We start from the raw sequence: 19,888 nt of genomic DNA, 5'->3' as shown, positions 1-19,888 counted from the left end.
GACGAATAGACACGATTTAGACAATTTTTAAGATTTTTTGTCATTAGGTAAGGGATTTTAAAAAAAAAGATAAAAATTTCGCATTTTTATCTTTTCAAATGATGTAATTCCTTGTATATTTAAATTGCAAAATAATTTCATAAATGAATCTCTATTCGTAATAGTAGATTTTAGGGAAGGCAAATGGTGCGTCACCAGTTTTCTGGTTCTAGTGGGTTCGATTCCCACCCCGAAATTTTTTATGCAACACTTATGAAAAATTTCGAAGGTGGAGCGAACATGGTATGTATGTTTGAAGGTCCACCCAAAAGGAGGCGTTAGGTATGCTTAAACAACGTGATCTTTACGAAAGTAATGAATTATTTGAATTGTTAAGCCACCCATCTGTCTTCCCTTTTGTCCGTCAAAAGGCTAAGACAGCAGATGAATTATGGTTTATGACTCGCCAGCTTATGGAGGAAGAAGAGCAAGGACTTGTTGTTTCTCGTACAATACTTGACGAGTGGGGCCACCCAATCGGGACGATTACACTATACGATATTGAAGATAAGGCTGGTTTTTTAGGCACTTGGATCGGTTTACCTTATCAAGGTAAGGGTTATAACCAACAAGCAAAACTAGACTTCTTCAATGAACTGTTTTTTGAACTAGACTTTCAAACTGTATTTATGAAAATTAAAAAAGAGAACATTAAATCTCAACGTGCTGCTGCGAAATTAGAGTATGCGTGTGATGCGAAAGAAAGTCACCCAGCACTATACGAAGAAATCAATGCAGGTGAACAAAAATTCGAATTGTTCAAAATCGAACGAGATAACTTCTACTTGTACACTGCTCGCCAAGCACAGGAGACAGAACAAGCGATGTAATAAAACAACCCCTTCATTTTAAATGGAGGGGTTTTGTGTGTAAAAAAATCGAGAGAATCCTAAGACTCTCCCGATTAACTAATTATTTTTTCGCATATTGCATAATCAGTGCCACCATCTCGTCTGGTGTTTTTGGTGATTCTGCTTCTATCATATTTTGACGTAGAGCCGTTTCGTTCTCTTTTAATGTACGCAGTGCCTGCATGAAGCTTTCAGGTGTCAATTCTTCTTCTTGCAACACTTCTGCTAAACCTTGTTGTTTGAAAATTTTCGCATTGACGATTTGATCACCACGCGACTGCGCCATTGATAATGGAATTAATAACATGGGCTTTTCTAGCGCTAAAAATTCGAAAATCGAATTGGAACCAGCACGCGATACGATGTAATCACTCGCATGAAGTAAGTCAGGTAATTCAGTCGTCACATATTCATACTGCTGATAACCTGGCATTTCATTTAATGCCTCATCTATATTACCTTTACCACACAGATGAATGATATTGTATTGTACAAGTAATTCCGTTAAGTTGTTGCGTACTGCTTGGTTAATGAACTTCGAGCCAAGTGAACCACCCATAATTAAGATGGTCGGCTTACCATTTGTAAATTGACACATCGCTAATCCTCTTGTTCGGTCACCTTCAAATAATTCTGGACGAATAATTGAACCTGTACAACTTGATTTTTCAGATGGTAAGTATTTTAATGTTTGTTTAAAAATAGTGAAAATATGTGATGCGAATGGTAATGAAATCTTATTCGCAAGACCTGGTGTAACATCAGATTCATGTGAGACAACAGGAATACCTAAAACTTTCGCTGCAATAACGACCGGTACCGATACGAATCCACCTTTTGAAAAGACAATCATTGGCTTTAATTTACGTAGTAGACCGACTGCTTGGAATACACCTGCCAGCACTTTGAACGGATCTGTAAAATTCTTCACCGAAAAGTAGCGACGTAACTTCCCACTTGAAATTGAATGAAACGGTAAATTGGGAAACGCTTCTGAAATAATTTCTTGTTCAATACCGTCCTTAGAACCGATATAATGAACGTCATAGCCTTTATCTAAAAATGATGGTATGATAGCTTGATTGAGCGAGACGTGCCCTGCTGTTCCGCCACCAGTTAATACAACTGTTTTCTGATTCATTTGTATAATAAACTCCATTCTATTTATACGATTTTTACATGTATAAAAATAATATCTTATTGTACTATACCAACCCATCCATGAAAAGGCACAATGGACTTAATTTTATGAAAGGAGGCGATTCTGTGTACGAAACGACTACGAACGGACAAAAGTGGAAGTTGCTTTTAGTCATTGTTTCACCCATCTTAGTTACACAAATTGCACTATATTTAGTTACCTTTTTTGATGTATTATTCTCAAGCAAATACGGCACAACTGATTTAGCCGGTGTCTCCATCGGTTCGTCCATCTGGATGCCAATCTATGTAGGGATTTCTGGTATTTTACTATCTGTTACCCCTATTGTAGCACAATCAGTCGGCGCAAAAAAAATGAAAGAGGCAACATTTACCGTCCAACAAGGAATCATCGTATCAATTATTTTAGCAATGATTGTTTTCGCCTTCATGTTCTTCAGCATGAATACGATTCTCTCTTGGATGCCACTAGAACCTCATGTTCAAGATGTCGCACATGGCTACTTACTCGCGATGTGTTTCGGACTCGTTCCTTTATTCATCTACACTGTACTTCGTTGCTTCATTGATGCACTCGGACAAACAAGGATGTCGATGTTCATCACCTTAATTTCGACACCTGTAAACATCTTCTTCTGTTATCTTTTTATTTTTGGTAACTGGGGGTTCCCTGCACTTGGTGGTGTAGGTGCTGGTATTGCTTCTGCTATTACATATTGGATTATTTGCTTTATCGCGATTGGGATTACGATCAAAGCAAAACCATTCTCCAATTTTCAGTTGTTCAAGCAGTTTTCAAAACCCAACTGGAAAAAGTCAAAAGAAATTTTACTTATTGGCGTTCCCATCGGACTTGCGCTCTTTGCTGAAACAGGTATTTTCGCTGTAGTGACAATTGTTATGAGCCAATACTCAACAGAAGTCATCGGTGCACATCAAATCGCTATGAACTTCGCTAGTCTCTCTTATATGATCCCACTTAGTATTTCTATGGGTGCAACCATTTTAATTGGCTATGAAATTGGCGCTGGACGCGCAAAAGATGCACGGGACTATACGAAAAAAGCCATCTTGCTCGCTGTATCCATCTGTATGGTCACACTCGCTATTCTTATTGGTTTCCGCCATGAAATCGCGATGATTTATAGTGATGATGTCGATGTTCTATCTCTTGCTGCGAGTTTCTTAATCTATGCGGCATTCTTCCAATTATCAGATGCCATTCAAGCACCGATTCAAGGCGCACTACGTGGGTATAAAGATGTCACGATTACTTCAATCATGGCTGTCATCTCGTATTGGGTAATCGCGCTACCATTCGGTTATGTACTCGCTACATTTTTCGATTTAGGTCCTTACGGTTATTGGGTTGGTCTCATTACAGGTCTTGCAATTGGGGCCATCTCACTCAGTATTCGACTACGCATTGTACAAAATAAATTCCGTTCATAAATTCCATAAAAAGGATGTTGTGAATTATTAAAAATCCCCTCCTCATGCTATAATAAAAGCACGAAGGAGGGGATTTTTATGTATCGTGTACTCGATTGGATCACACTTATTCTCTGGTTCGCCACAACTATGCTACTCATCATTTTCTTCAATCGCCTACCTGCAGAAGTTCCAAGTCACTATAATATTTTAGGAGAACCTGATCGCTATGCAAATCGTTGGTTTGTTTTCTTCATTCCAGCACTCGGTATCGCTCTTTGGAGTTTCCTACGTTATATGGAACAAAAACCACAATTCATGCACCTTCCAAAACCCGATCAACGGCTCGCATCAGAAGAACAGCATATGATTCTCTCTCGTATGACTAGCCTTTTAAAAAATGAACTCTTACTCTTCCTCACATGGATCATGTTGAAAAATGTACTTCTTGCACTCGATATCACTACGATTCATCTAGGTATATGGGAATTCGTCGCTTTTGTTGTCATTCTAGTCGTAACATTCCTCATCTACTATATTCAATTTAAGCGTGCTAAATCACAAAGTAGTAGTGGGTAAAGGAATCGCATCTACTCCGTCGCCGATAATCACTAACTTCGGCGGCATTTTTATGAATTCAGGCATCCACTGCGTTAAACCGTATGCGTATTGGAATAACATCGGCTTACTATTTCCTTTAATCGGCAAATACCCTTTCATACGATACACTGTCTCTGGTAATGAGCGCACCCAATCCTCAATCTCCTCTTGCGTAAATGCTTGGTCTGTAAAATCAACTAAGCGAGAACTAAGGTGCAAATGATGTCCAATATCGGCTTTTTCAATATCTGTAGGACGCGCTGTCGCTTGAATTTTATTTAAAAATGAATATGGTACTTTTGCATTCGTTGTTTGAACGATTAAAGCATTCGGATTTAGTGCTTGTAATTCGTATGTGACTTGCCCTAACTCTTGTTCTGTTAATAAATCTGCTTTATTTACTAATAATAAATGCGCATGACGAATTTGCTCTAAAAATAAAGAACGTGTTTGTGGTGTCATCTCATGACGCATCAACCAACGTTTACTATCTGCTACGGTTACGATGCCTTTAATATTCAATTGATCTGCAAAAAGCGGTGAATATACTGCATCTAATGCTTCCACAGGATGTGCAGCACCCGTTGTTTCAATTAATAAGACATCAAAATCATTCTCTGCTAGTAACCCTTGAATTTGCGCTTCTGTATTTTCAGAACCCGTACAGCAAATACAACCATTCAACATTTCTTTTAATGGAATGCCTTCTTCAACTGCTTGTGAATCAAAATTTAGTTCCCCTAATTCATTCATAATAACTGCAGGCTTTAACCCCTGTTCTTTTAATGATTCAATCATATTCGCGAGTAATGTTGTTTTCCCACTACCTAAAAATCCACTTAATAAATACACATCTTTCATATATAACACTCCTTTATGAAAAAAGGGACAACTCATCAGCTGCCCCTTCTTCCTTATTGATTCAATTCTTTTAAAACAATTTTGCGTGCTTTTAATAATTGTGGATCATCTTTACGGATTTTCTCACGTAATTCATCCATTAATTTATTCGTCGTTTTGCCTTTTAATATACCATCTACTGTTAGTTTATTATTCGCTTGGAAACGACTGACCGCATAAGATGTGTACTCATCATATAATCCATCAATTTTGCCTGGATTATAACCAAGTGCCTTCAGCATTTTTTCTGCTGCCTTCACTTGTTCTGATACATCCCCTAATTTCATTGTTTTAGAAGGATCTAAATATGGTAACGAAGCATAACTTGGATAATCTACTTTAACAGTTGGTTGAATTCCTTTTTTATGAATCCATTTACCTTCAGGTGTTAACCATTTACCTGTTGTATATTTTAACGTAGAACCATCTTCTAAACTTTTCGCTGTTTGCATCGTACCTTTACCGAATGTTTTTTCACCAACTAATGGAATATGTGCATCTTCATTCATCGCTGCCGCTAGAATTTCAGAAGCAGAAGCACTACCACCATCAATTAATAACGCAGTTGGCACATCTACTTTACGACCATTTTGCGCGCGAATAATCTCTTTTTGACCATCTTTCGGCTCAATTTGCATAATCGGTTCACCCGCATCTACGAATAGACTCGCAATATTAACCGCAGTTGTTAAAATGCCACCTGGATTTTGACGCACATCGAGTACAAGACCTTTCATACCCTTCTTCTCCATCTCATCCAGCTTCTTCAGTAATTCTTGATACGTTTGGTCCGCAAATGTTGTGATTTGAATATGTGCAATTTTATCTTTTGTCATTTTTGCATAAACCGTTTCGATTGGAATTGCATCGCGTGTGATTGTCACTTTATGCAGTTTCGAATCTTTTCCACGCTGATATTCTAACGTCACTTTCGTACCTTTTTTACCACGAATTTTTTGTACGGTCTCTGTTGCTGTTTTTCCTACAACCGATTTACCATCAACTGATTTAATAATATCATTTGGACGTAAGCCAGCCTTTTCTGCAGGTGAGTTTTTAATTGGCGAGACAATCATAATCTGACCATCTTTTTCTTGAATCTCTGCACCAATCCCATCAAAACTAGATGAGATACTATCATTAAATTGTGTTGCTTCTTCCTTGCCTAAATAGTCTGAATAAGGATCACCTAATGACTCAATCATCCCTTTTAACGCACCATTCACAAGTGCATCTTCATCTATTTTTTCATAGTACGATTTGTTTAGTTCATCATATGTATCAAATACTTTTTGGAATTCTTCATGGTTTGGTGTGCGTACTTCGACTACCTTCTTCTCCCCAACCGTTAAAGCAAAAATTGTGATACCTGATGTCGCAAGAATTAATACAATAATCATCATAATTAGTGTAAAGGGCTTCAGGCGAATGTATTTACCAGCAGGCTTCGTTTCTTCCGAGGCTTTCGGTTCTACTTCTGGCTGTTCCTCTTGCTTTTTCTGTTCGTCCAATATCTTTCACCACTTTCACTCTCGTCACGTGTACATACACTGCTTCTATTTTAACAGGTTCTTAGCGTAACGAAAAGTAATAAAAAAAACGAATGATTGATTCGCTCAATCATTCGTTTGATCACATTAAACAAGTTGCATATGTTTACTGCAAGCTGCTTGACCTTTTAATGTTGTATTTGATAGTTCTTCTGAGTTTAAGCTGTAAGAGATTACTTTTTTATTGCGTTGTTTTACTACATTTACACGATCTTCTGCATAATAAACAGATAGTGTTGAATGTTTACCTTTTTTATTCACATCGATTACGTACGGTACAATGTCTGTATCTGGATTTAATACTTCATCTTCGAAACCTTTAAAAATTGGATTACGTACTAAAAATGCTGCTTCATTAAATGATTGGATGAAATCTTCTTTCTCTTGTCCTGTTAACTCTTTTTGATCAAATGTAATTGTCACTTCTTCTGACTTCAACTTTTGATGCATCGCATAACGTTCTGTCAACCAAACAACCACGATATTTGGTGGTGCTGTAAGTAATTTGACTACTGTCCCAAGTACAAGCGTAATAAGTAATGCCCATGACATAATGAAAACATCTCCTAAATAATAAGTTCTAGTTAATTTGTAATGAATATTGATTACGCTTTTATCCTATCATATGGACATGTAAAATCAATCCTACTTCTTAAATGTTCACGAGATAGGCACAATACCTCTTATGGTATTTGACAAAAAGGTGAATTTCTTTTGTCAGAACATATTCAATATTCATAAATCACATTTGTTCGTGTAGAATAAGAACTTTAGGGGTTTTCTCTATTTCAATGTTTGTTACGCTATTATTTCTTTTGGAACGCGCGCACCGCAAATACAATAATTAAGATTCCCACAATAAACGAGATAATTCGCACGATATAATCGGCTGTCAAAAAGGACGACAATGTATTCGCCTCATCATAACCACGTCCTGAAATAATCGACGGTGCTAAAATGATTAAAATTCCTAGTATGACATAAATAATTGCAAAGACCGTTCCTTTCACATCATTCTCTCCCTTCAACTCCCTTCTCTTTACCACTTGTTTTGAAAACTTACACAAAAACTATTTTAATTCCATTTTTTTACTTTATAATAATATTTAGGAAGGTGGTGACGGTATGACAGAAAAAAGTAGTATCGTATTAAGCGCAAGCTTTTTAATAGCGAGTGGCATTGTCTTCAGTTTAGAGCATATTGCTTCGATGATTTATTGGTTCGCCCAAGTATTCACAGGCAGTTATCCAACCGAACCCGATCATAACCCGTTCTTATCGAATTTCTTCATTATTATTTTCTTAATTCTTAGCCTTATTTTCTTTGCAATGTTCATTAATTTACGTGGAAAACGTATATAAGGAGGAACCAACCATGTTCATCGACATCGATCATATCCAATTAGCTGCTCCGAAAAATAGTGAAGCTGCTTATAGACATTTCTTTCATGACATCTTAGGTATGCCTGAAATCGAAAAACCAGACAATCTAAAAAAACGCGGCGGCGTATGGTTCAAGTGCGGACAGCATGAAGTACATATCGGTATTCAAGAACCCTTTACCCCCGCAACCAAAGCACATCCAGCCTTTATCGTGAAAGACTTAGCAATGCTCAAAGAAACATTACACGCACACAACATCGAGACAGTTGAAGATGAACCACTTGAAAACGCGATTCGCTTTTATGTGAATGACCCTTGCGGAAATCGCCTAGAGTTTTTAGAGCGTATTTAGTGTGAGGAATAAAAAAAAGCCCCTATGATTTCTCAAAATCATAGGGGTTATTCATTTGTATCTCTATATTTTTTCAGGATATACCTTCTCAAAACGGTCACAAACCGTCAACATATCTTCTGTAAATACTAAACCATACTGAGGTAACGTACGACCAAAGAAAGCAATATGTGCCTTCTTCCACTCATCATAAGTCCCCTCTCCTTCAGCTAATGCAAAATCTACAGGTACTTCGTTAAATGGATAAATATCAATAGCGTATGATTTAATAATTGCAACTGGCTGATTTTGACTATCTAATACAATTTGATGATCGCCCACTTTCGGAAGTGGATCTCCTTCAATTTCATATAGTGGATAGCTCGAACAAGTTGCTGTTTTCGTTCCATTTACAACTAAACTTGCAAGCCAGTCTGCTTTTTCTCCGAACTGAAAAGCTTCCGTATAACGAACACCCTCTAGCCCCTCCAACTCACAATAACGCTGCCAAAAAGATTCAATTTGATTCATTTTTGTAACCCCTTTATTAAAATTTAACTAAAAATAGCTCAAGTTCACTAAAGAAACATGAGCCTAATGATTAGTATACACAAAAAAAACCACACACAACCCTCAGTCGTGTGTGGTTCATTCATATATCTAATTAGTCTTGAATCGCTGCTTCAAGTGCAACAACCATCATGTCTTTGAACGTTGTTTGGCGTTCTTCTGATGATGTTGCTTCACCTGTGATTAGGTGGTCAGAGATTGTTAGGATTGATAATGCTTGTACGTCGTATTTTGCTGCTAGTGTGTAAAGTGCTGCTGTTTCCATCTCAACTGCTAGTACACCGTAGTCTGCTAATAGTTCGTTTGGATTTTTGTCGCCGTAGAATAGGTCCGCTGTGTATACGTTACCTACGCGTAGGTTTAAGCCTGCTTCTTTACCTGCGTTGTATGCTTTTAATAATAAATCGAAGTCTGCGATTGGTGCGAAGTCTAAGCCACCGAATTGGATTTCGTTCATTTTTGAGTCTGTTGTAGCACCTTGTGCGATGACAACGTCACGTACTTTTACGTCGCGTTTTAATGCGCCTGCTGTACCTACACGAATTAATTTTTTACAGCCGTAATCTTTCATTAATTCTGTTGCGTAGATTGAGATAGATGGAACGCCCATGCCTGTTCCTTGTACAGATACACGTTTACCTTTATATGTACCTGTGTAACCGAACATGTTACGTACGTCATTATATTGTTTTACGTCTTCTAAAAATGTCTCTGCGATAAATTTAGCGCGTAGTGGATCTCCTGGTAATAATACGATTTCTGCGATTTCGCCTTGTGCAGCGTTAATGTGAATGCTCATGTTTTTCCCTCACCATTCCTGTATATTTTTGAAAACAAATGCTCTTTTTAACTCGCTTGGAAGTCTTCATTCTATGCTATTGTAACTTAATGTCTGACATCTGACAATCTAAAAACTTATTTTTCACGCTCTACGTATAATACCCAAAAATCATCGAACGTAATCGCTGTCATATCAGGGTCTGCGGCTTCCTCAATGTAACGTGAAAGTTCATCAAAGTCCTCCGATTGTTTTGGAAAGGTATGATCTAAAAACATCGCTTCTGCAAATCGTGCAAAAACGTCATTTTTACCTCCTCCTCTGTAAGTTAATGCAAATTGATAGAAACTATGTCGCATATATATTCTCCTTAACTAGTAAATTAGAATTGGTTTTTCGAAATTTTTGTATGGCTTTTTTACTTCTGTTTCCGTAATATATAGAATAGATAGAAAATTTCAAATTACGTAAAGTAGGTGACACGATGGTTATGACAAAAAAGAAAATACCCACTTCTAAAAAAGCTACGAAACGAAGTAAGAAAAGTTCTAAAAACAATGCCACTCCCCCAAAATTTTTAAAATCGTTCAAGGTTCTTAAATTAATTCGTGGGCGTGTAGTACTTGTTTTCGCAGTCCTCACCATTATTTTAGCAGCGATGCTTATTGTATCTTACAATAATACAGAACGCTTGAAAGATGAACTCAAAACACTGACGGGTAAAAATGTAGATCAGCAAATGCGCGTCAATTTACTCGCTGGTGAAATTGCACAACTATCCAACTTAGAACAGAGCTTTATTATAACAGGTAGCGATGTATATCTTGGACAATATGAAGAACAAAAAGAAACAATTGATAAAACACTTCAAGATCTACATAAAGCCTTTAATAAAAAAGGTGATGCGCGTGACCGAATTGATTCGATTGATCAATTTTATAATAACTATTTAACCTATTCTAAACGCGTCATTGATGTTCGTAAAGAGAGTGGTTTAGATGCGGCACAACGAATTGTTCAGATTGGAACAGGTGCTAAAGCTATGTCCTATGTAGATATCCACATAGACATGATGAATAAGGTATTAGCTAAAAATACGGATGCACAAATTAAAAAAGTAGAAAAAAGCACGGAAGTTTCGATGATTATTTTCTTCGTTTTAACATTATTGTCGATTATTCTCGTATTTATGTCAGGTACAGCGATCTTCCGTACAATTAAAGTGAATACGCACAAAATTAATCGTTCACTATTGGATATGGCAAGTGCAGGTGGTGACTTAACAAAACGTCTTGAAATTAAAAATGACGATGAATTTGGTCAAATCTCTGCTAGTACAAACACATTAATTGAGTCGATTGCGAATTTAGTGCGAAAAGTCAGTGCTTTAACAGAGAATGTATCTGCAAGTGGCCAACAACTGACTGCTTCTGCACAGGAAAACGCGACAACAATTCAACAGATTGCGAACTCAACTGCGGAAATCGCAGAGAGCAGCGAACAGACGATTCGTTCAATGGAGCAATCATCTAACAAAATGTCACATCTAGAAGAAACAACACTGCAACTGAATGATGATGCACAGGATTTACGTCAAACTTCAGCGACAATGCGTGAAGCAGCAAAAGAAGGACAAAATAAAATCCAACAGTCTGCAAAATCGATGATGGAGATTGAAGAAGTTATTGCGAATACGAACCAAACTGTCACAGGTCTTGGTGAAAGTTCTGAGGAAATCACATCGATTATCGGAACGATTACGAGTATTGCTGAACAGACGAACTTACTTGCCTTAAATGCGGCGATTGAAGCGGCACGTGCAGGTGAACATGGTAAAGGCTTCGCGGTAGTAGCAGATGAAGTCCGAAAGCTTGCAGAACAATCACAACGCGCTGCAAGTGAAGTAGCAACGATTGTACACACGATTCAAGACGAGATTTCGGTCATGGTCAAGCAAAATGAGGCTGGCGTGTCGAAAGTCATTCAAGGGGTCGAAATTACGAATGAAACGATTCAAACATTCGATGCCATTACACGCGAGACAGAGAAAACGATTCGTATTATTGAAAACATGGTAACGCGAATCGCTGAGACGAAGAATGTCAGTCAAGATGTTATGCAGTCGTTCATCGCAGTAAACTCGATGGCAGAACATACAGCACATCAAGCGGATCAATCGGCAGCGGCGGCTGAACAAGGCTCTGCATCTATTCAAGAAATTTATGCATCTTCTGAAGAATTGTCACGTCAAGCAGATTCATTACGTGATTTAGTTCAACAATTTAAAATTTAATCTGACCAAAGACTAGGCTAGCTAAGTATTTACTTTGCTTCTGTCCTAGTCTTTGTTTTTTATTTCCATATCAAATGCCCTATTTTTCATAAAATAACATTTTTCTCGCAACATAAACGGATATTCCCTATTCTTTTATGATAAAAAGTGCTAGTATAAGCAATCGAGGAGTGATTCAAAATGAAATTAACAAAATACGTATTAGCATTTGGGATGTTAACAGGTGCTACTCTACCTTATACTTTACCTGCTACGGAAGCTTTTGCTGCCACAAAAAAAGAAGGTGTTGTGTCAAAAGACGTAATCGTACGTGCGGCATCTACACCAAAATCAAAAAATCTTGGTACATTAACAAAAGGAACAAATGTTACGATTTATAAAGAAACAACATATTGGTACCAAGTGAAGTTCAATAATAAATTGGCTTATATTTCAAAAGATCACGTGAAGTTGAATACAAAGAAAAAACCAACAACAAAGAAACCAACAACAACTAAAAAACCAACAACTGACACACTTGTATCAAAAGTTCCTTCAAAAAAAGCTGGAAATGCGACAATTAAATCGAATGTATATTACTATAAAACAGCTTCAACAAAAGGAAAATCACTTGGTATTTTGAAAAAAGGTACGAAAATTCATGTGAATTCTACAAGTAAATTTGGTTGGGTTGAGTTCGACTTCAACGGTCAAAAAAATTACGTCTACAAAGACTTTGTAACAATGACAAAAAAATAATCAAATGGGAATCGTAGTTTAGACTACGGTTCTTTTTTTATCTTCTCTAAATTCTGAATAATTATTTAATTTAGCTTGAAATTTCGCTGTTTGCATGGTAAGATTCCATTAATTGACTAATAATCGATTAATTAAATAGGTTTTCTTATCGAGAGAGATGGAGGGACATGGCCCGATGAAATCTCAGCAACCCCCTCTTTAAAGGGACAGGTGCTAAATCCAGTAAGACGCAGTTCTTGAAGATAAGAAGAATCACTCTTACATAGAGTTTTCTTCTTACTATTAGAAGAAAACTTTTTTTATTACACAAAAAAGGATGAGGACAATGACAAAAATCGAAACACTTTTAACTCAGGTGGGAACACATTCAGATGAAAAAACAGGTGCAATCAACGCCCCAATCTACCTTTCAACTGCTTACCGCCATGCAGGTCTTGGAGAATCAACAGGCTTTGATTACACGCGTACAAAAAATCCAACGCGATTGGTATTAGAGGAGGAATTTGCACGTTTAGAAGGCGGAGATGCTTGTTTCGCCTGTAGTAGCGGTATGGCTGCAATTCATTTAATCCTCTCGCTATTTAAAACAGGTGATGCAGTGATTTACCCGGAGGATTTATATGGTGGCACATACCGACTGGCAACACAATATGAAGCACAATATGGTATTCAAGCAATCTTTAACGACTTTTCATCTCTTGAAGAGGTGGAACAACTTGTTATTGAACATCCTGTTAAGGCGATTTTCTTAGAAACGCCGACGAATCCTTTAATGCAGGAAATTTCTATCGAAGAATGTGTGAAAATTGCGAAAAAATATGGCATTTTATTGATTGTCGACAATACATTTTTAACACCGTACTATCAACGCCCAATTGAGTTAGGTGCAGATATTGTTATGCATAGTGGCACAAAATATATTGGTGGACATAATGATGTATTAGCAGGACTGGTTGTGTCAAAAGGTACTGAACTAAGTGAACGTCTTTTCTTACAACATAATGCGATTGGTATGACACTCTCACCTTTTGATAGCTGGTTACTACTTCGCGGTTTAAAAACATTACACCTTCGTATGAAACAACATACAGCAAACGCTCAGGCGATTGTGGCATTTTTAGAGAAGTCGCCACATATACGTGACGTTTTATATGCTGGACGCGGTGGCATGGTATCCTTCCGTCTACAATCTGGAAAACAGATTGATCCATTCTTACGTAATTTAAAACTGATTGCTTTCGCTGAAAGTTTAGGCGGTGTGGAATCATTTATTACGTACCCAACAACGCAAACACATGCAGACATTCCGGAAGAAATTCGCAATGCGCGTGGCGTGGATGATTCACTTCTTCGTTTCTCAGTTGGCATTGAGGAAGCAGAAGATTTAATTGCGGATTTACAAAACGTATTTAACGTATTAGAAAGCGAGGCTGTTGTACATGACTAAAGAGCAAATTGAAACAACGTTAATTACAGGTGCTACAAAACATGATTACGAGGCAAAATCGGGAGCTGTTAATGTACCGATTTACGCTTCTTCTACCTTCGACCAAGAGCATTTCGATGCTTTTGGCCCATATGATTATAGTCGTTCTGGTAACCCAACGCGCGATGCACTTGAGCGAACAATTGCACAGCTTGAAAATGGTTCACGTGGCTTTGCTTTTGCTTCAGGAATCGGTGCCATTTCAGCAGCTTTACTTACATTAAATGCTGGTGACCATATTGTTGTAACGAACGAAGTATATGGTGGTACTTATCGCTTTGTAACAACGCTTTTACCGAAGTACGGGATTACGCATACCTTCGCTGACTTCACGGATTTAGAAGCGATTGAAGCAGCGATTCAGCCGAATACAGTTGTACTCTATGCTGAAACACCTGCAAATCCACTGCTTGGGATTACGGATTTAGAAGGTGTCGTTAAAATTGCGAAGAAGCACCAATTAAAAACATTCGTTGATAACACATTTATGACACCTCTTTATCAAAAACCACTCGACTTAGGAGCAGACGTTGTACTGCATAGTGCGACAAAGTTTTTAGGTGGTCATAGTGAAGTCATTGCAGGGCTCGCTGTCACAAAAGACGAAGAACTCGGTCAAGCGATTTACGCGATTCAAAACGGGATGGGCGGTATTCTTGGACCACATGACTGCTTCTCTGTCATTCAAGGAATTAAATCATTACATGCACGACTTGAGATGTCGTCACGTAATGCACAAAAAATCGCAGAATTTTTACAACAACATGAAGATGTAGTCGATGTTTACTACCCAGGATTACCGACACATCCTGGTTATGACATTCATAAGCGTCAAAGTACTTCTGGAGGTGCCGTTCTATCATTTAAACTACCAACTCGTGACTTCACAAAAGTATTTGTAGAAAGCATGCAAATCCCAATCTTCGCTGTTAGTTTAGGTGGTGTCGAGTCGATTCTCTCGTATCCTGTTACGATGAGTCACGCCGCCATTCCACAAGAAGAACGTGAAAAACGTGGTATTACAGATGGTTTACTTCGTCTATCTGTTGGACTTGAACATGTTGACGATTTAATTGCAGATATTTCACAAGCACTTGAAAAAGCAAAAGTAACTGTATAAATAGAAAAAGAGGACTTCAGCGTGAGCTGAGGTCCTCTTCATTATTTTATTTATTAAATAGTACTAGATATCTACCGTAACCTTCTTTTTCTAAGTCAGCAACTGGAATAAAGCGAAGTGCCGCTGAATTGATACAGTAGCGTAGGCCGCCTAATTCTTTCGGACCGTCTGGGAAGACATGTCCTAAATGTGAATCTGCTTCCTTACTACGCACTTCTGTACGAACACTAAGTAAGCGACGATCTTCTAATTCTGTCAATTCTGTTTCATCAATTGGTTTGGCAAAAGCAGGCCAACCACAACCTGAATTGTACTTATCTGTTGAAGAAAATAATGGTTCACCCGATACGATATCCACGTAGATTCCCTCTTCAAAATGATTATCATATTCATTTTGATAAGGTGGCTCTGTTCCTTCTTCTTGTGTCACGTGATATTGTAATGGTGTTAATTCTTTTAAACGTTCTTCTTTATTTTTCATGTTGAGTCCCCCAATGTTTCTCTTGAAAAGCAGCGCGTCCTGAACCGACATGATAGCGTTCATAATGCTCTGGATTTTTACGATAATAATATTGATGGTATTCTTCTGCTAAATAGAATTTTTTCGCTGGTAAAATCGGTGTGACAATCTCATGTCCGAACTTCCCAGAGGCTTGTAACTTTGCTTTTGACTTCTCTGCAATGCGTTTTTGTTCTTCTGTTGTATAGAAGATAGCTGTTCGATAAGATGAGCCACGATCATAGAATTGCCCGCCTTCATCCGTTGGGTCGATTAATGTCCAAAATGTTTCCACTAATTTCTCATAGGGATACACTGTTGGGTCATATTCAATCTCCACCACTTCATAATGACCTGTTAAATCGAGGCATACCTCTTCGTATGTTGGATTTTCTGTATGTCCTCCAGAATAACCTGATAGGACTCGAATAATCCCTTCTTCTTTATCAAAAGGCTTTACTAAACACCAAAAACATCCACCTGCAAAAATTGCTTTTTCAGTAGCCATCGATTTCACTCCTTTTCATTATTTTTTAGGAATAACGATTTGTAGCGTAATTTCTTTTTTTTCTAGATTAAAGGTTTTCGCACGTAAATGCGCTGTTCCTACACCATCAATTGGTAAATTGAATGAAGATAGGTCAATATAAGCTGTTTTCTCGCTCGGCTGAATTGTCAACCATTCGGGTAAGCCACCACTATCTCTTACCAATTGTAAAGCTGTTCGAGATGGTAAATCAAGCATTCCGACTTTTACATTTGTTTGATATAACTCTAAATTCCCTTTATCGTCTACTTTTGGTTCAAAAGCAAGTGTAACAGGTACTGTAACACCTAATACTTCTACATTACTTTTTAAAATCAATTCCTTATCTACTTCTAACCATAATTGAATATTCTTTGTATCATTTGAATTCTGAATGAGTGTATTCGCTAAATCCTCAAATTCTTTTGGTGTTGTTGAAATATTAACACTACTACCTGTTCGATTAATCGCTTCTGGTTTTGGCATGTCTTCTTTACCACTTAACATTAAAATAATAAGTGCAGCAAACCCAAGTATAATCAATGTTAAAAGTGTAAGGAATGCCACTTTCCATTTATTCATTTACTGTTTCTCCCTTCATCTTCATGCGACCGTTTGATTTTTTATAGACACTTACTGTATCCAATGTCTCAAAAATACGATTCTTCATGTTTGTATACCCTTTTGCATTCGGATGAAAATAGTCATCGCTATAAACTTCTGCTTTATTTGTATGAAATAAATCTACAGTTGGTACAAAAATGGCATATGCATCTTTTTCTACGATATTTTTCATATCTTGATTCCATTCATCTAGAATTTTTTCAAACTCAGATGTATCTTCTGCATATACAGTTAAAGGATTATATACGCCCACCGCAATAATCGGTGCTGTTTGATTTTGCGCACGAATTAATTTAAAAATTTCTATGTAACGTTTTTCATAATTCGGGCGTTCTGTATCAAAATGCTGTCTTTCTAAAGTGGTGAAATTTTCTCTTAAAATTTTCATCAAATCATTTCCACCTATAGTCATCGTAATGATGTCTGCTTTTTTTAATGCATCATTGATTTCACCACTCTTTAACTGCGTGAGTAATTGATCTGAACGTCTACCCTTTTTAGCAGTTTGCGTAATGTTTACTTTCTCAACGCCATTCATTTTTTCTGGCATCTCTTTTGCAAGACGCCCCACATAACCACCTGCATCTTTTTCATCTCCAACACCTACAGTTAAGGAGTCACCTAATGCAACTAGTTCAATCTCTTTTTTAGGTAATACTTTTTCTCGACTAAATACCCCTGTATCACGAATTGCTTCCGTTGCGCTACAGCCTGTCAACGCGAGTAACATGAAGGTGAGTAGGAGTATATGATACTTTTTCAAACACGTTCCACCTTTCTGAACCGAAAAAGAGAATCGCCCTGTTGTGCGATTCTCATCTCTTTCATTTCTCAATAAACGATTCGTCGATTGAAAACACATACAAAACGTCTTAACTTCCTTTTATTGTAACAATGTTTTCTTTTATTTAAAAGGGATATTATTCAGTATAGTAACAAAAACCAATTGCACCAGGACCTGTATGTGTACTAATAATTGGCGAGGTAAAACTGTACTTTAAATCATTGAATCCACTTTTTTGAATTTGTTCAGCAAGAGGTTCAGCCATCTTCATACCATTTGCGTGCTCGATTGTCACACCAAGTACTTTTTTGCCTGCTGTATCTTCTTCAAATTGCTTAAACAAATACTTTGTAACGGCTTTGTAGCTACGTACTTTTGTTACAAGATTATATTCGCCACCTTCTAAGTTCGCAATTGGTTTAATGTTGAGTAAAGAACCGATTAGACTCGTCGCTTTACCGATTCGTCCACCTTTTACCATGTTTTCTAATGTATCAATTACTACGTAAAGGTGTGTATTTTGTCTTACATGTTCAATACGAGCTAAGATGTCATCTAAATGTTGACCTTCTTGCGCCATTTTCGCTGCTTCTAATACTTGGAATCCTAGCGCTCCAGATGTAAAGCGTGAATCAACAACCGTTACATGCGCATCTGAAATAGCTGCGGCTGCCTCTGCCGATTTTACAGTACCACTCATACCACCTGTCATCGTAATGACTAATACTTCATCGCCATCTTTACCAAGCTCATTAAATAATTCTTCGAATACACCTACTGCTGGCTGTGAGCTTTTTGGTAACTCTTTTGACTCTCCCATACGCTCTAAAAACTGTTCAGGTGTAATATCAACACCGTCTATATATGTTTGTCCATTAAATTGAATTGATAACGGTACAATATGAATGTCATACTTTGCTATATCTTCTTTTGTAATTCCACTTGTTGAATCGGTTACGATATGAATACGTCCCATTTCTAGCACATCCTTTAAAATTTGCCTTCGTGCATCTTGTTGTGTTTTTGCACAATGAGCTTTCTTATTTTCTATTTTACTTTCTTTTGTCATGTTATACATGTGACAAATGTCAATTCTTTTTAAAGTTAAATTGTTTCATAATGGAATTATCACAAGTTGTTCAAATTTAAGGAGGGATGCATCATGAATGGTGCACTAGATGATTACAAAACAAAGAGAGAAGAATTTTGGAATGCTATTACACATGGTATTGGATTCATTCTCGCGATTCCTGCCTGTATTCTTCTTATTTTGCAAGCAGAAAAGATGGAATCTCCCCTCTACATGATGAGCTTCACGATTTTCGGGATTTCAATGATGATTCTCTTTTTAGCTTCCACTTTATTGCATAGCGTACCAGAGCGCTATAAAAAAATCTGTTCGATCATTGATCACTCGTCCATTTATATTTTAATCGCAGGAACTTATACGCCATTTGCGCTACTTGCAATCGGCGGGAAATTAGGTTGGGCGATTTTCGCATTAGAATGGGGTTTAACAATCATCGGCATTTTATTCAAAGTATTCTTCATTCATCGCTTTGAAGCATTATCGCTCATCTTTTACATTGCGATGGGCTGGGTCATTATTTTCGCATTCAACCCCGTCATCTCACATATTACGATGAACGGATTTTGGATTCTATTAACAGGCGGTATTTTATATACTGTTGGCGCTTATTTCTATGCGAATAGAAAAATCCCTTATAACCATGCGATTTGGCATCTATTCGTTTTAGGCGGTAGTGCGATGATGTTCATTTGTATAATTGGATATGTTTAATTAAGAAGGTTGGAGTAATATCCAATCTTTTTTATTTGGGGATAGAGAGGTGTAGAGGGACATTCGAGAGCGAAAATGGGTCACTCGCCTAAACAACCTTAATTGCTTCCTTTCCGCACTTTCTTCAAGGCTTTTGAGTAATAGAAAGGGACTTGAATTGTCTACAATCGTGTGAAATCGAACATTCGACCAGCGAAACGGGGCATTCGGAGAAGGGATTAGAGCACTCGCCCCTTGGTTCGGGACATTCGCCCGTCCAAACAGGTTATTCGAGGGCGAAAATGGGTCACTCGACCGAACAGCTTTCATTACTCCCTCTCAGCACTTTTTTCAAGGCTTTTGAGTAATAGAAAGGGACTTGAATTGTCTACAATCGTGTGAAATCGAACATTCGACCAGCGAAACGGGGCATTCGGAGAAGGG

At 37.5% G+C, this 19,888-nt stretch carries 23 protein-coding genes and 1 riboswitch; of the genes, 10 read left to right on the top strand and 13 right to left on the bottom strand.

The features are described 5' to 3' along the window. Positions 1-323: 323 nt before the first annotated feature. A complete protein-coding gene (locus QN089_RS05375) occupies positions 324-869 on the top strand; it encodes a GNAT family N-acetyltransferase (protein ID WP_068453994.1) in 546 nt (181 codons plus the stop codon). A gap of 82 nt (positions 870-951) precedes the next feature. Here QN089_RS05375 and QN089_RS05370 read toward each other — a convergent pair whose 3' ends face one another. Continuing rightward, complete coding sequence (locus QN089_RS05370) at positions 952-2,031, bottom strand: undecaprenyldiphospho-muramoylpentapeptide beta-N-acetylglucosaminyltransferase (RefSeq protein ID WP_068453995.1); 1,080 nt, start codon at positions 2,029-2,031, stop codon at positions 952-954. Positions 2,032-2,156: 125 nt separating this feature from the next. Here QN089_RS05370 and QN089_RS05365 point away from each other — a divergent pair, with 125 nt between their 5' ends. Both QN089_RS05365 and QN089_RS05360 read left to right on the top strand, forming a co-directional pair. Continuing rightward, complete coding sequence (locus QN089_RS05365; protein ID WP_285216154.1) at positions 2,157-3,503, top strand: MATE family efflux transporter; 1,347 nt, start codon at positions 2,157-2,159, stop codon at positions 3,501-3,503. 78 nt (positions 3,504-3,581) lie between these two features. Further along, positions 3,582-4,061: a DUF1648 domain-containing protein gene (locus QN089_RS05360; RefSeq protein WP_087680554.1), complete on the top strand. Its 480-nt coding sequence runs from the start codon at positions 3,582-3,584 to the stop codon at positions 4,059-4,061. Here the strand turns inward: QN089_RS05360 and QN089_RS05355 are convergent. The 4 genes from QN089_RS05355 to QN089_RS05340 all read right to left on the bottom strand — a co-directional run bounded on the left by QN089_RS05355 (position 4,041) and on the right by QN089_RS05340 (position 7,542). After that, entirely contained in the window at positions 4,041-4,943 is a 903-nt protein-coding gene (locus tag QN089_RS05355) for a CobW family GTP-binding protein (RefSeq protein ID WP_087680555.1), read from the bottom strand. The two genes, QN089_RS05360 and QN089_RS05355, sit on opposite strands and share 21 nt — an antisense overlap. 53 nt (positions 4,944-4,996) lie before the next feature. Then, entirely contained in the window at positions 4,997-6,493 is a 1,497-nt protein-coding gene (locus tag QN089_RS05350; protein WP_087680556.1) for a lmo1851 family serine protease, read from the bottom strand. Between the two features lie 126 nt (positions 6,494-6,619). Beyond that, entirely contained in the window at positions 6,620-7,084 is a 465-nt protein-coding gene (locus QN089_RS05345) for a YfmQ family protein (RefSeq protein ID WP_068454004.1), read from the bottom strand. Positions 7,085-7,338: 254 nt separating this feature from the next. After that, positions 7,339-7,542 (bottom strand): hypothetical protein, encoded by a 204-nt coding sequence (locus QN089_RS05340; RefSeq protein ID WP_068454005.1) that lies wholly within the window; start codon positions 7,540-7,542, stop codon positions 7,339-7,341. A 115-nt stretch (positions 7,543-7,657) separates the two neighbouring features. Between QN089_RS05340 and QN089_RS05335 the strand changes: the two genes are divergently transcribed. Together QN089_RS05335 and QN089_RS05330 are read left to right on the top strand one after the other, a co-directional pair. Beyond that, complete coding sequence (locus QN089_RS05335; RefSeq protein WP_285216133.1) at positions 7,658-7,894, top strand: hypothetical protein; 237 nt, start codon at positions 7,658-7,660, stop codon at positions 7,892-7,894. Positions 7,895-7,907: 13 nt separating this feature from the next. Then, complete coding sequence (locus QN089_RS05330) at positions 7,908-8,267, top strand: VOC family protein (RefSeq protein ID WP_285216132.1); 360 nt, start codon at positions 7,908-7,910, stop codon at positions 8,265-8,267. Between the two features lie 63 nt (positions 8,268-8,330). Here QN089_RS05330 and QN089_RS05325 read toward each other — a convergent pair whose 3' ends face one another. The 3 genes from QN089_RS05325 to QN089_RS05315 form a co-directional block, all read right to left on the bottom strand. After that, positions 8,331-8,777, bottom strand: coding sequence for an ASCH domain-containing protein (locus QN089_RS05325; RefSeq protein WP_285216131.1), 447 nt, complete (start codon positions 8,775-8,777; stop codon positions 8,331-8,333). A gap of 133 nt (positions 8,778-8,910) precedes the next feature. After that, entirely contained in the window at positions 8,911-9,615 is a 705-nt protein-coding gene (gene deoD / locus QN089_RS05320; RefSeq protein WP_087680561.1) for a purine-nucleoside phosphorylase, read from the bottom strand. 116 nt (positions 9,616-9,731) lie between these two features. Continuing rightward, positions 9,732-9,953, bottom strand: a complete 222-nt coding sequence (locus tag QN089_RS05315; RefSeq protein WP_068454025.1) for a YozE family protein — start codon at positions 9,951-9,953, stop codon at positions 9,732-9,734. 125 nt (positions 9,954-10,078) lie between these two features. Here QN089_RS05315 and QN089_RS05310 point away from each other — a divergent pair, with 125 nt between their 5' ends. From QN089_RS05310 to QN089_RS05295, 4 genes are all read left to right on the top strand, one after another. Next, positions 10,079-11,887: a methyl-accepting chemotaxis protein gene (locus tag QN089_RS05310; protein WP_285216129.1), complete on the top strand. Its 1,809-nt coding sequence runs from the start codon at positions 10,079-10,081 to the stop codon at positions 11,885-11,887. Between the two features lie 180 nt (positions 11,888-12,067). Next, positions 12,068-12,625: an SH3 domain-containing protein gene (locus QN089_RS05305; RefSeq protein ID WP_285216128.1), complete on the top strand. Its 558-nt coding sequence runs from the start codon at positions 12,068-12,070 to the stop codon at positions 12,623-12,625. A 142-nt stretch (positions 12,626-12,767) separates the two neighbouring features. Further along, positions 12,768-12,874: riboswitch (SAM riboswitch) on the top strand. A 76-nt stretch (positions 12,875-12,950) separates the two neighbouring features. Further along, entirely contained in the window at positions 12,951-14,072 is a 1,122-nt protein-coding gene (locus QN089_RS05300; RefSeq protein WP_285216127.1) for an aminotransferase class I/II-fold pyridoxal phosphate-dependent enzyme, read from the top strand. Further along, complete coding sequence (locus tag QN089_RS05295) at positions 14,065-15,231, top strand: aminotransferase class I/II-fold pyridoxal phosphate-dependent enzyme (RefSeq protein WP_285216125.1); 1,167 nt, start codon at positions 14,065-14,067, stop codon at positions 15,229-15,231. Before QN089_RS05300 ends, QN089_RS05295 begins: the two co-directional genes overlap by 8 nt. Positions 15,232-15,277: 46 nt before the next feature. Here QN089_RS05295 and msrB read toward each other — a convergent pair whose 3' ends face one another. The 5 genes from msrB to QN089_RS05270 all read right to left on the bottom strand — a co-directional run bounded on the left by msrB (position 15,278) and on the right by QN089_RS05270 (position 18,640). After that, positions 15,278-15,712: a peptide-methionine (R)-S-oxide reductase MsrB gene (msrB, locus tag QN089_RS05290; RefSeq protein ID WP_068454036.1), complete on the bottom strand. Its 435-nt coding sequence runs from the start codon at positions 15,710-15,712 to the stop codon at positions 15,278-15,280. After that, the gene (gene msrA, locus QN089_RS05285; RefSeq protein ID WP_121176645.1) at positions 15,702-16,238 is read right to left on the bottom strand and encodes a peptide-methionine (S)-S-oxide reductase MsrA; all 537 of its coding nucleotides are present in this window, start codon (positions 16,236-16,238) and stop codon (positions 15,702-15,704) included. The genes msrB and msrA overlap by 11 nt, the downstream gene beginning before the upstream one ends. Positions 16,239-16,256: 18 nt before the next feature. After that, positions 16,257-16,838 carry a YpmS family protein gene (locus tag QN089_RS05280; RefSeq protein WP_068454039.1) on the bottom strand — a complete coding sequence of 194 codons (582 nt, stop codon included), beginning with the start codon at positions 16,836-16,838 and terminating at the stop codon, positions 16,257-16,259. Continuing rightward, positions 16,831-17,643: a GDSL-type esterase/lipase family protein gene (locus QN089_RS05275; RefSeq protein WP_285216124.1), complete on the bottom strand. Its 813-nt coding sequence runs from the start codon at positions 17,641-17,643 to the stop codon at positions 16,831-16,833. The genes QN089_RS05280 and QN089_RS05275 overlap by 8 nt, the downstream gene beginning before the upstream one ends. A 157-nt stretch (positions 17,644-17,800) precedes the next feature. After that, positions 17,801-18,640 (bottom strand): DegV family protein, encoded by an 840-nt coding sequence (locus QN089_RS05270; protein WP_285216123.1) that lies wholly within the window; start codon positions 18,638-18,640, stop codon positions 17,801-17,803. 186 nt (positions 18,641-18,826) lie between these two features. Here QN089_RS05270 and trhA point away from each other — a divergent pair, with 186 nt between their 5' ends. Further along, on the top strand, positions 18,827-19,465 hold the full coding sequence (gene trhA / locus QN089_RS05265; RefSeq protein ID WP_068454041.1) for a PAQR family membrane homeostasis protein TrhA: 639 nt from the start codon (positions 18,827-18,829) through the stop codon (positions 19,463-19,465). The last annotated feature ends 423 nt before the right edge of the window (positions 19,466-19,888 follow it).

The sequence above is a fragment of the Kurthia sp. YJT4 genome, assembly GCF_030219945.1.
Lineage (GTDB): Bacteria > Bacillota > Bacilli > Bacillales_A > Planococcaceae > Kurthia > Kurthia gibsonii.
The sequence above is the reverse complement of the archived record's forward strand: the minus strand, read 5'-3'. Positions and strand labels throughout refer to the sequence as shown.

Bases quoted from the DNA above. Each gene is read 5' to 3' on its own strand.
- QN089_RS05375 (WP_068453994.1), top strand. From the start codon at position 324: ATGCTTAAACAACGTGATCTTTACGAAAGTAATGAATTATTTGAATTG.
- QN089_RS05370 (WP_068453995.1), bottom strand. From the start codon at position 2,031: ATGAATCAGAAAACAGTTGTATTAACTGGTGGCGGAACAGCAGGGCAC.
- QN089_RS05360 (WP_087680554.1), top strand. From the start codon at position 3,582: ATGTATCGTGTACTCGATTGGATCACACTTATTCTCTGGTTCGCCACA.
- QN089_RS05355 (WP_087680555.1), bottom strand. From the start codon at position 4,943: ATGAAAGATGTGTATTTATTAAGTGGATTTTTAGGTAGTGGGAAAACA.
- QN089_RS05345 (WP_068454004.1), bottom strand. From the start codon at position 7,084: ATGTCATGGGCATTACTTATTACGCTTGTACTTGGGACAGTAGTCAAA.
- QN089_RS05335 (WP_285216133.1), top strand. From the start codon at position 7,658: ATGACAGAAAAAAGTAGTATCGTATTAAGCGCAAGCTTTTTAATAGCG.
- QN089_RS05330 (WP_285216132.1), top strand. From the start codon at position 7,908: ATGTTCATCGACATCGATCATATCCAATTAGCTGCTCCGAAAAATAGT.
- QN089_RS05325 (WP_285216131.1), bottom strand. From the start codon at position 8,777: ATGAATCAAATTGAATCTTTTTGGCAGCGTTATTGTGAGTTGGAGGGG.
- deoD (WP_087680561.1), bottom strand. From the start codon at position 9,615: ATGAGCATTCACATTAACGCTGCACAAGGCGAAATCGCAGAAATCGTA.
- QN089_RS05315 (WP_068454025.1), bottom strand. From the start codon at position 9,953: ATGCGACATAGTTTCTATCAATTTGCATTAACTTACAGAGGAGGAGGT.
- QN089_RS05310 (WP_285216129.1), top strand. From the start codon at position 10,079: ATGGTTATGACAAAAAAGAAAATACCCACTTCTAAAAAAGCTACGAAA.
- QN089_RS05305 (WP_285216128.1), top strand. From the start codon at position 12,068: ATGAAATTAACAAAATACGTATTAGCATTTGGGATGTTAACAGGTGCT.
- QN089_RS05300 (WP_285216127.1), top strand. From the start codon at position 12,951: ATGACAAAAATCGAAACACTTTTAACTCAGGTGGGAACACATTCAGAT.
- QN089_RS05295 (WP_285216125.1), top strand. From the start codon at position 14,065: ATGACTAAAGAGCAAATTGAAACAACGTTAATTACAGGTGCTACAAAA.
- msrB (WP_068454036.1), bottom strand. From the start codon at position 15,712: ATGAAAAATAAAGAAGAACGTTTAAAAGAATTAACACCATTACAATAT.
- msrA (WP_121176645.1), bottom strand. From the start codon at position 16,238: ATGGCTACTGAAAAAGCAATTTTTGCAGGTGGATGTTTTTGGTGTTTA.
- QN089_RS05280 (WP_068454039.1), bottom strand. From the start codon at position 16,838: ATGAATAAATGGAAAGTGGCATTCCTTACACTTTTAACATTGATTATA.
- QN089_RS05270 (WP_285216123.1), bottom strand. From the start codon at position 18,640: ATGGGACGTATTCATATCGTAACCGATTCAACAAGTGGAATTACAAAA.
- trhA (WP_068454041.1), top strand. From the start codon at position 18,827: ATGAATGGTGCACTAGATGATTACAAAACAAAGAGAGAAGAATTTTGG.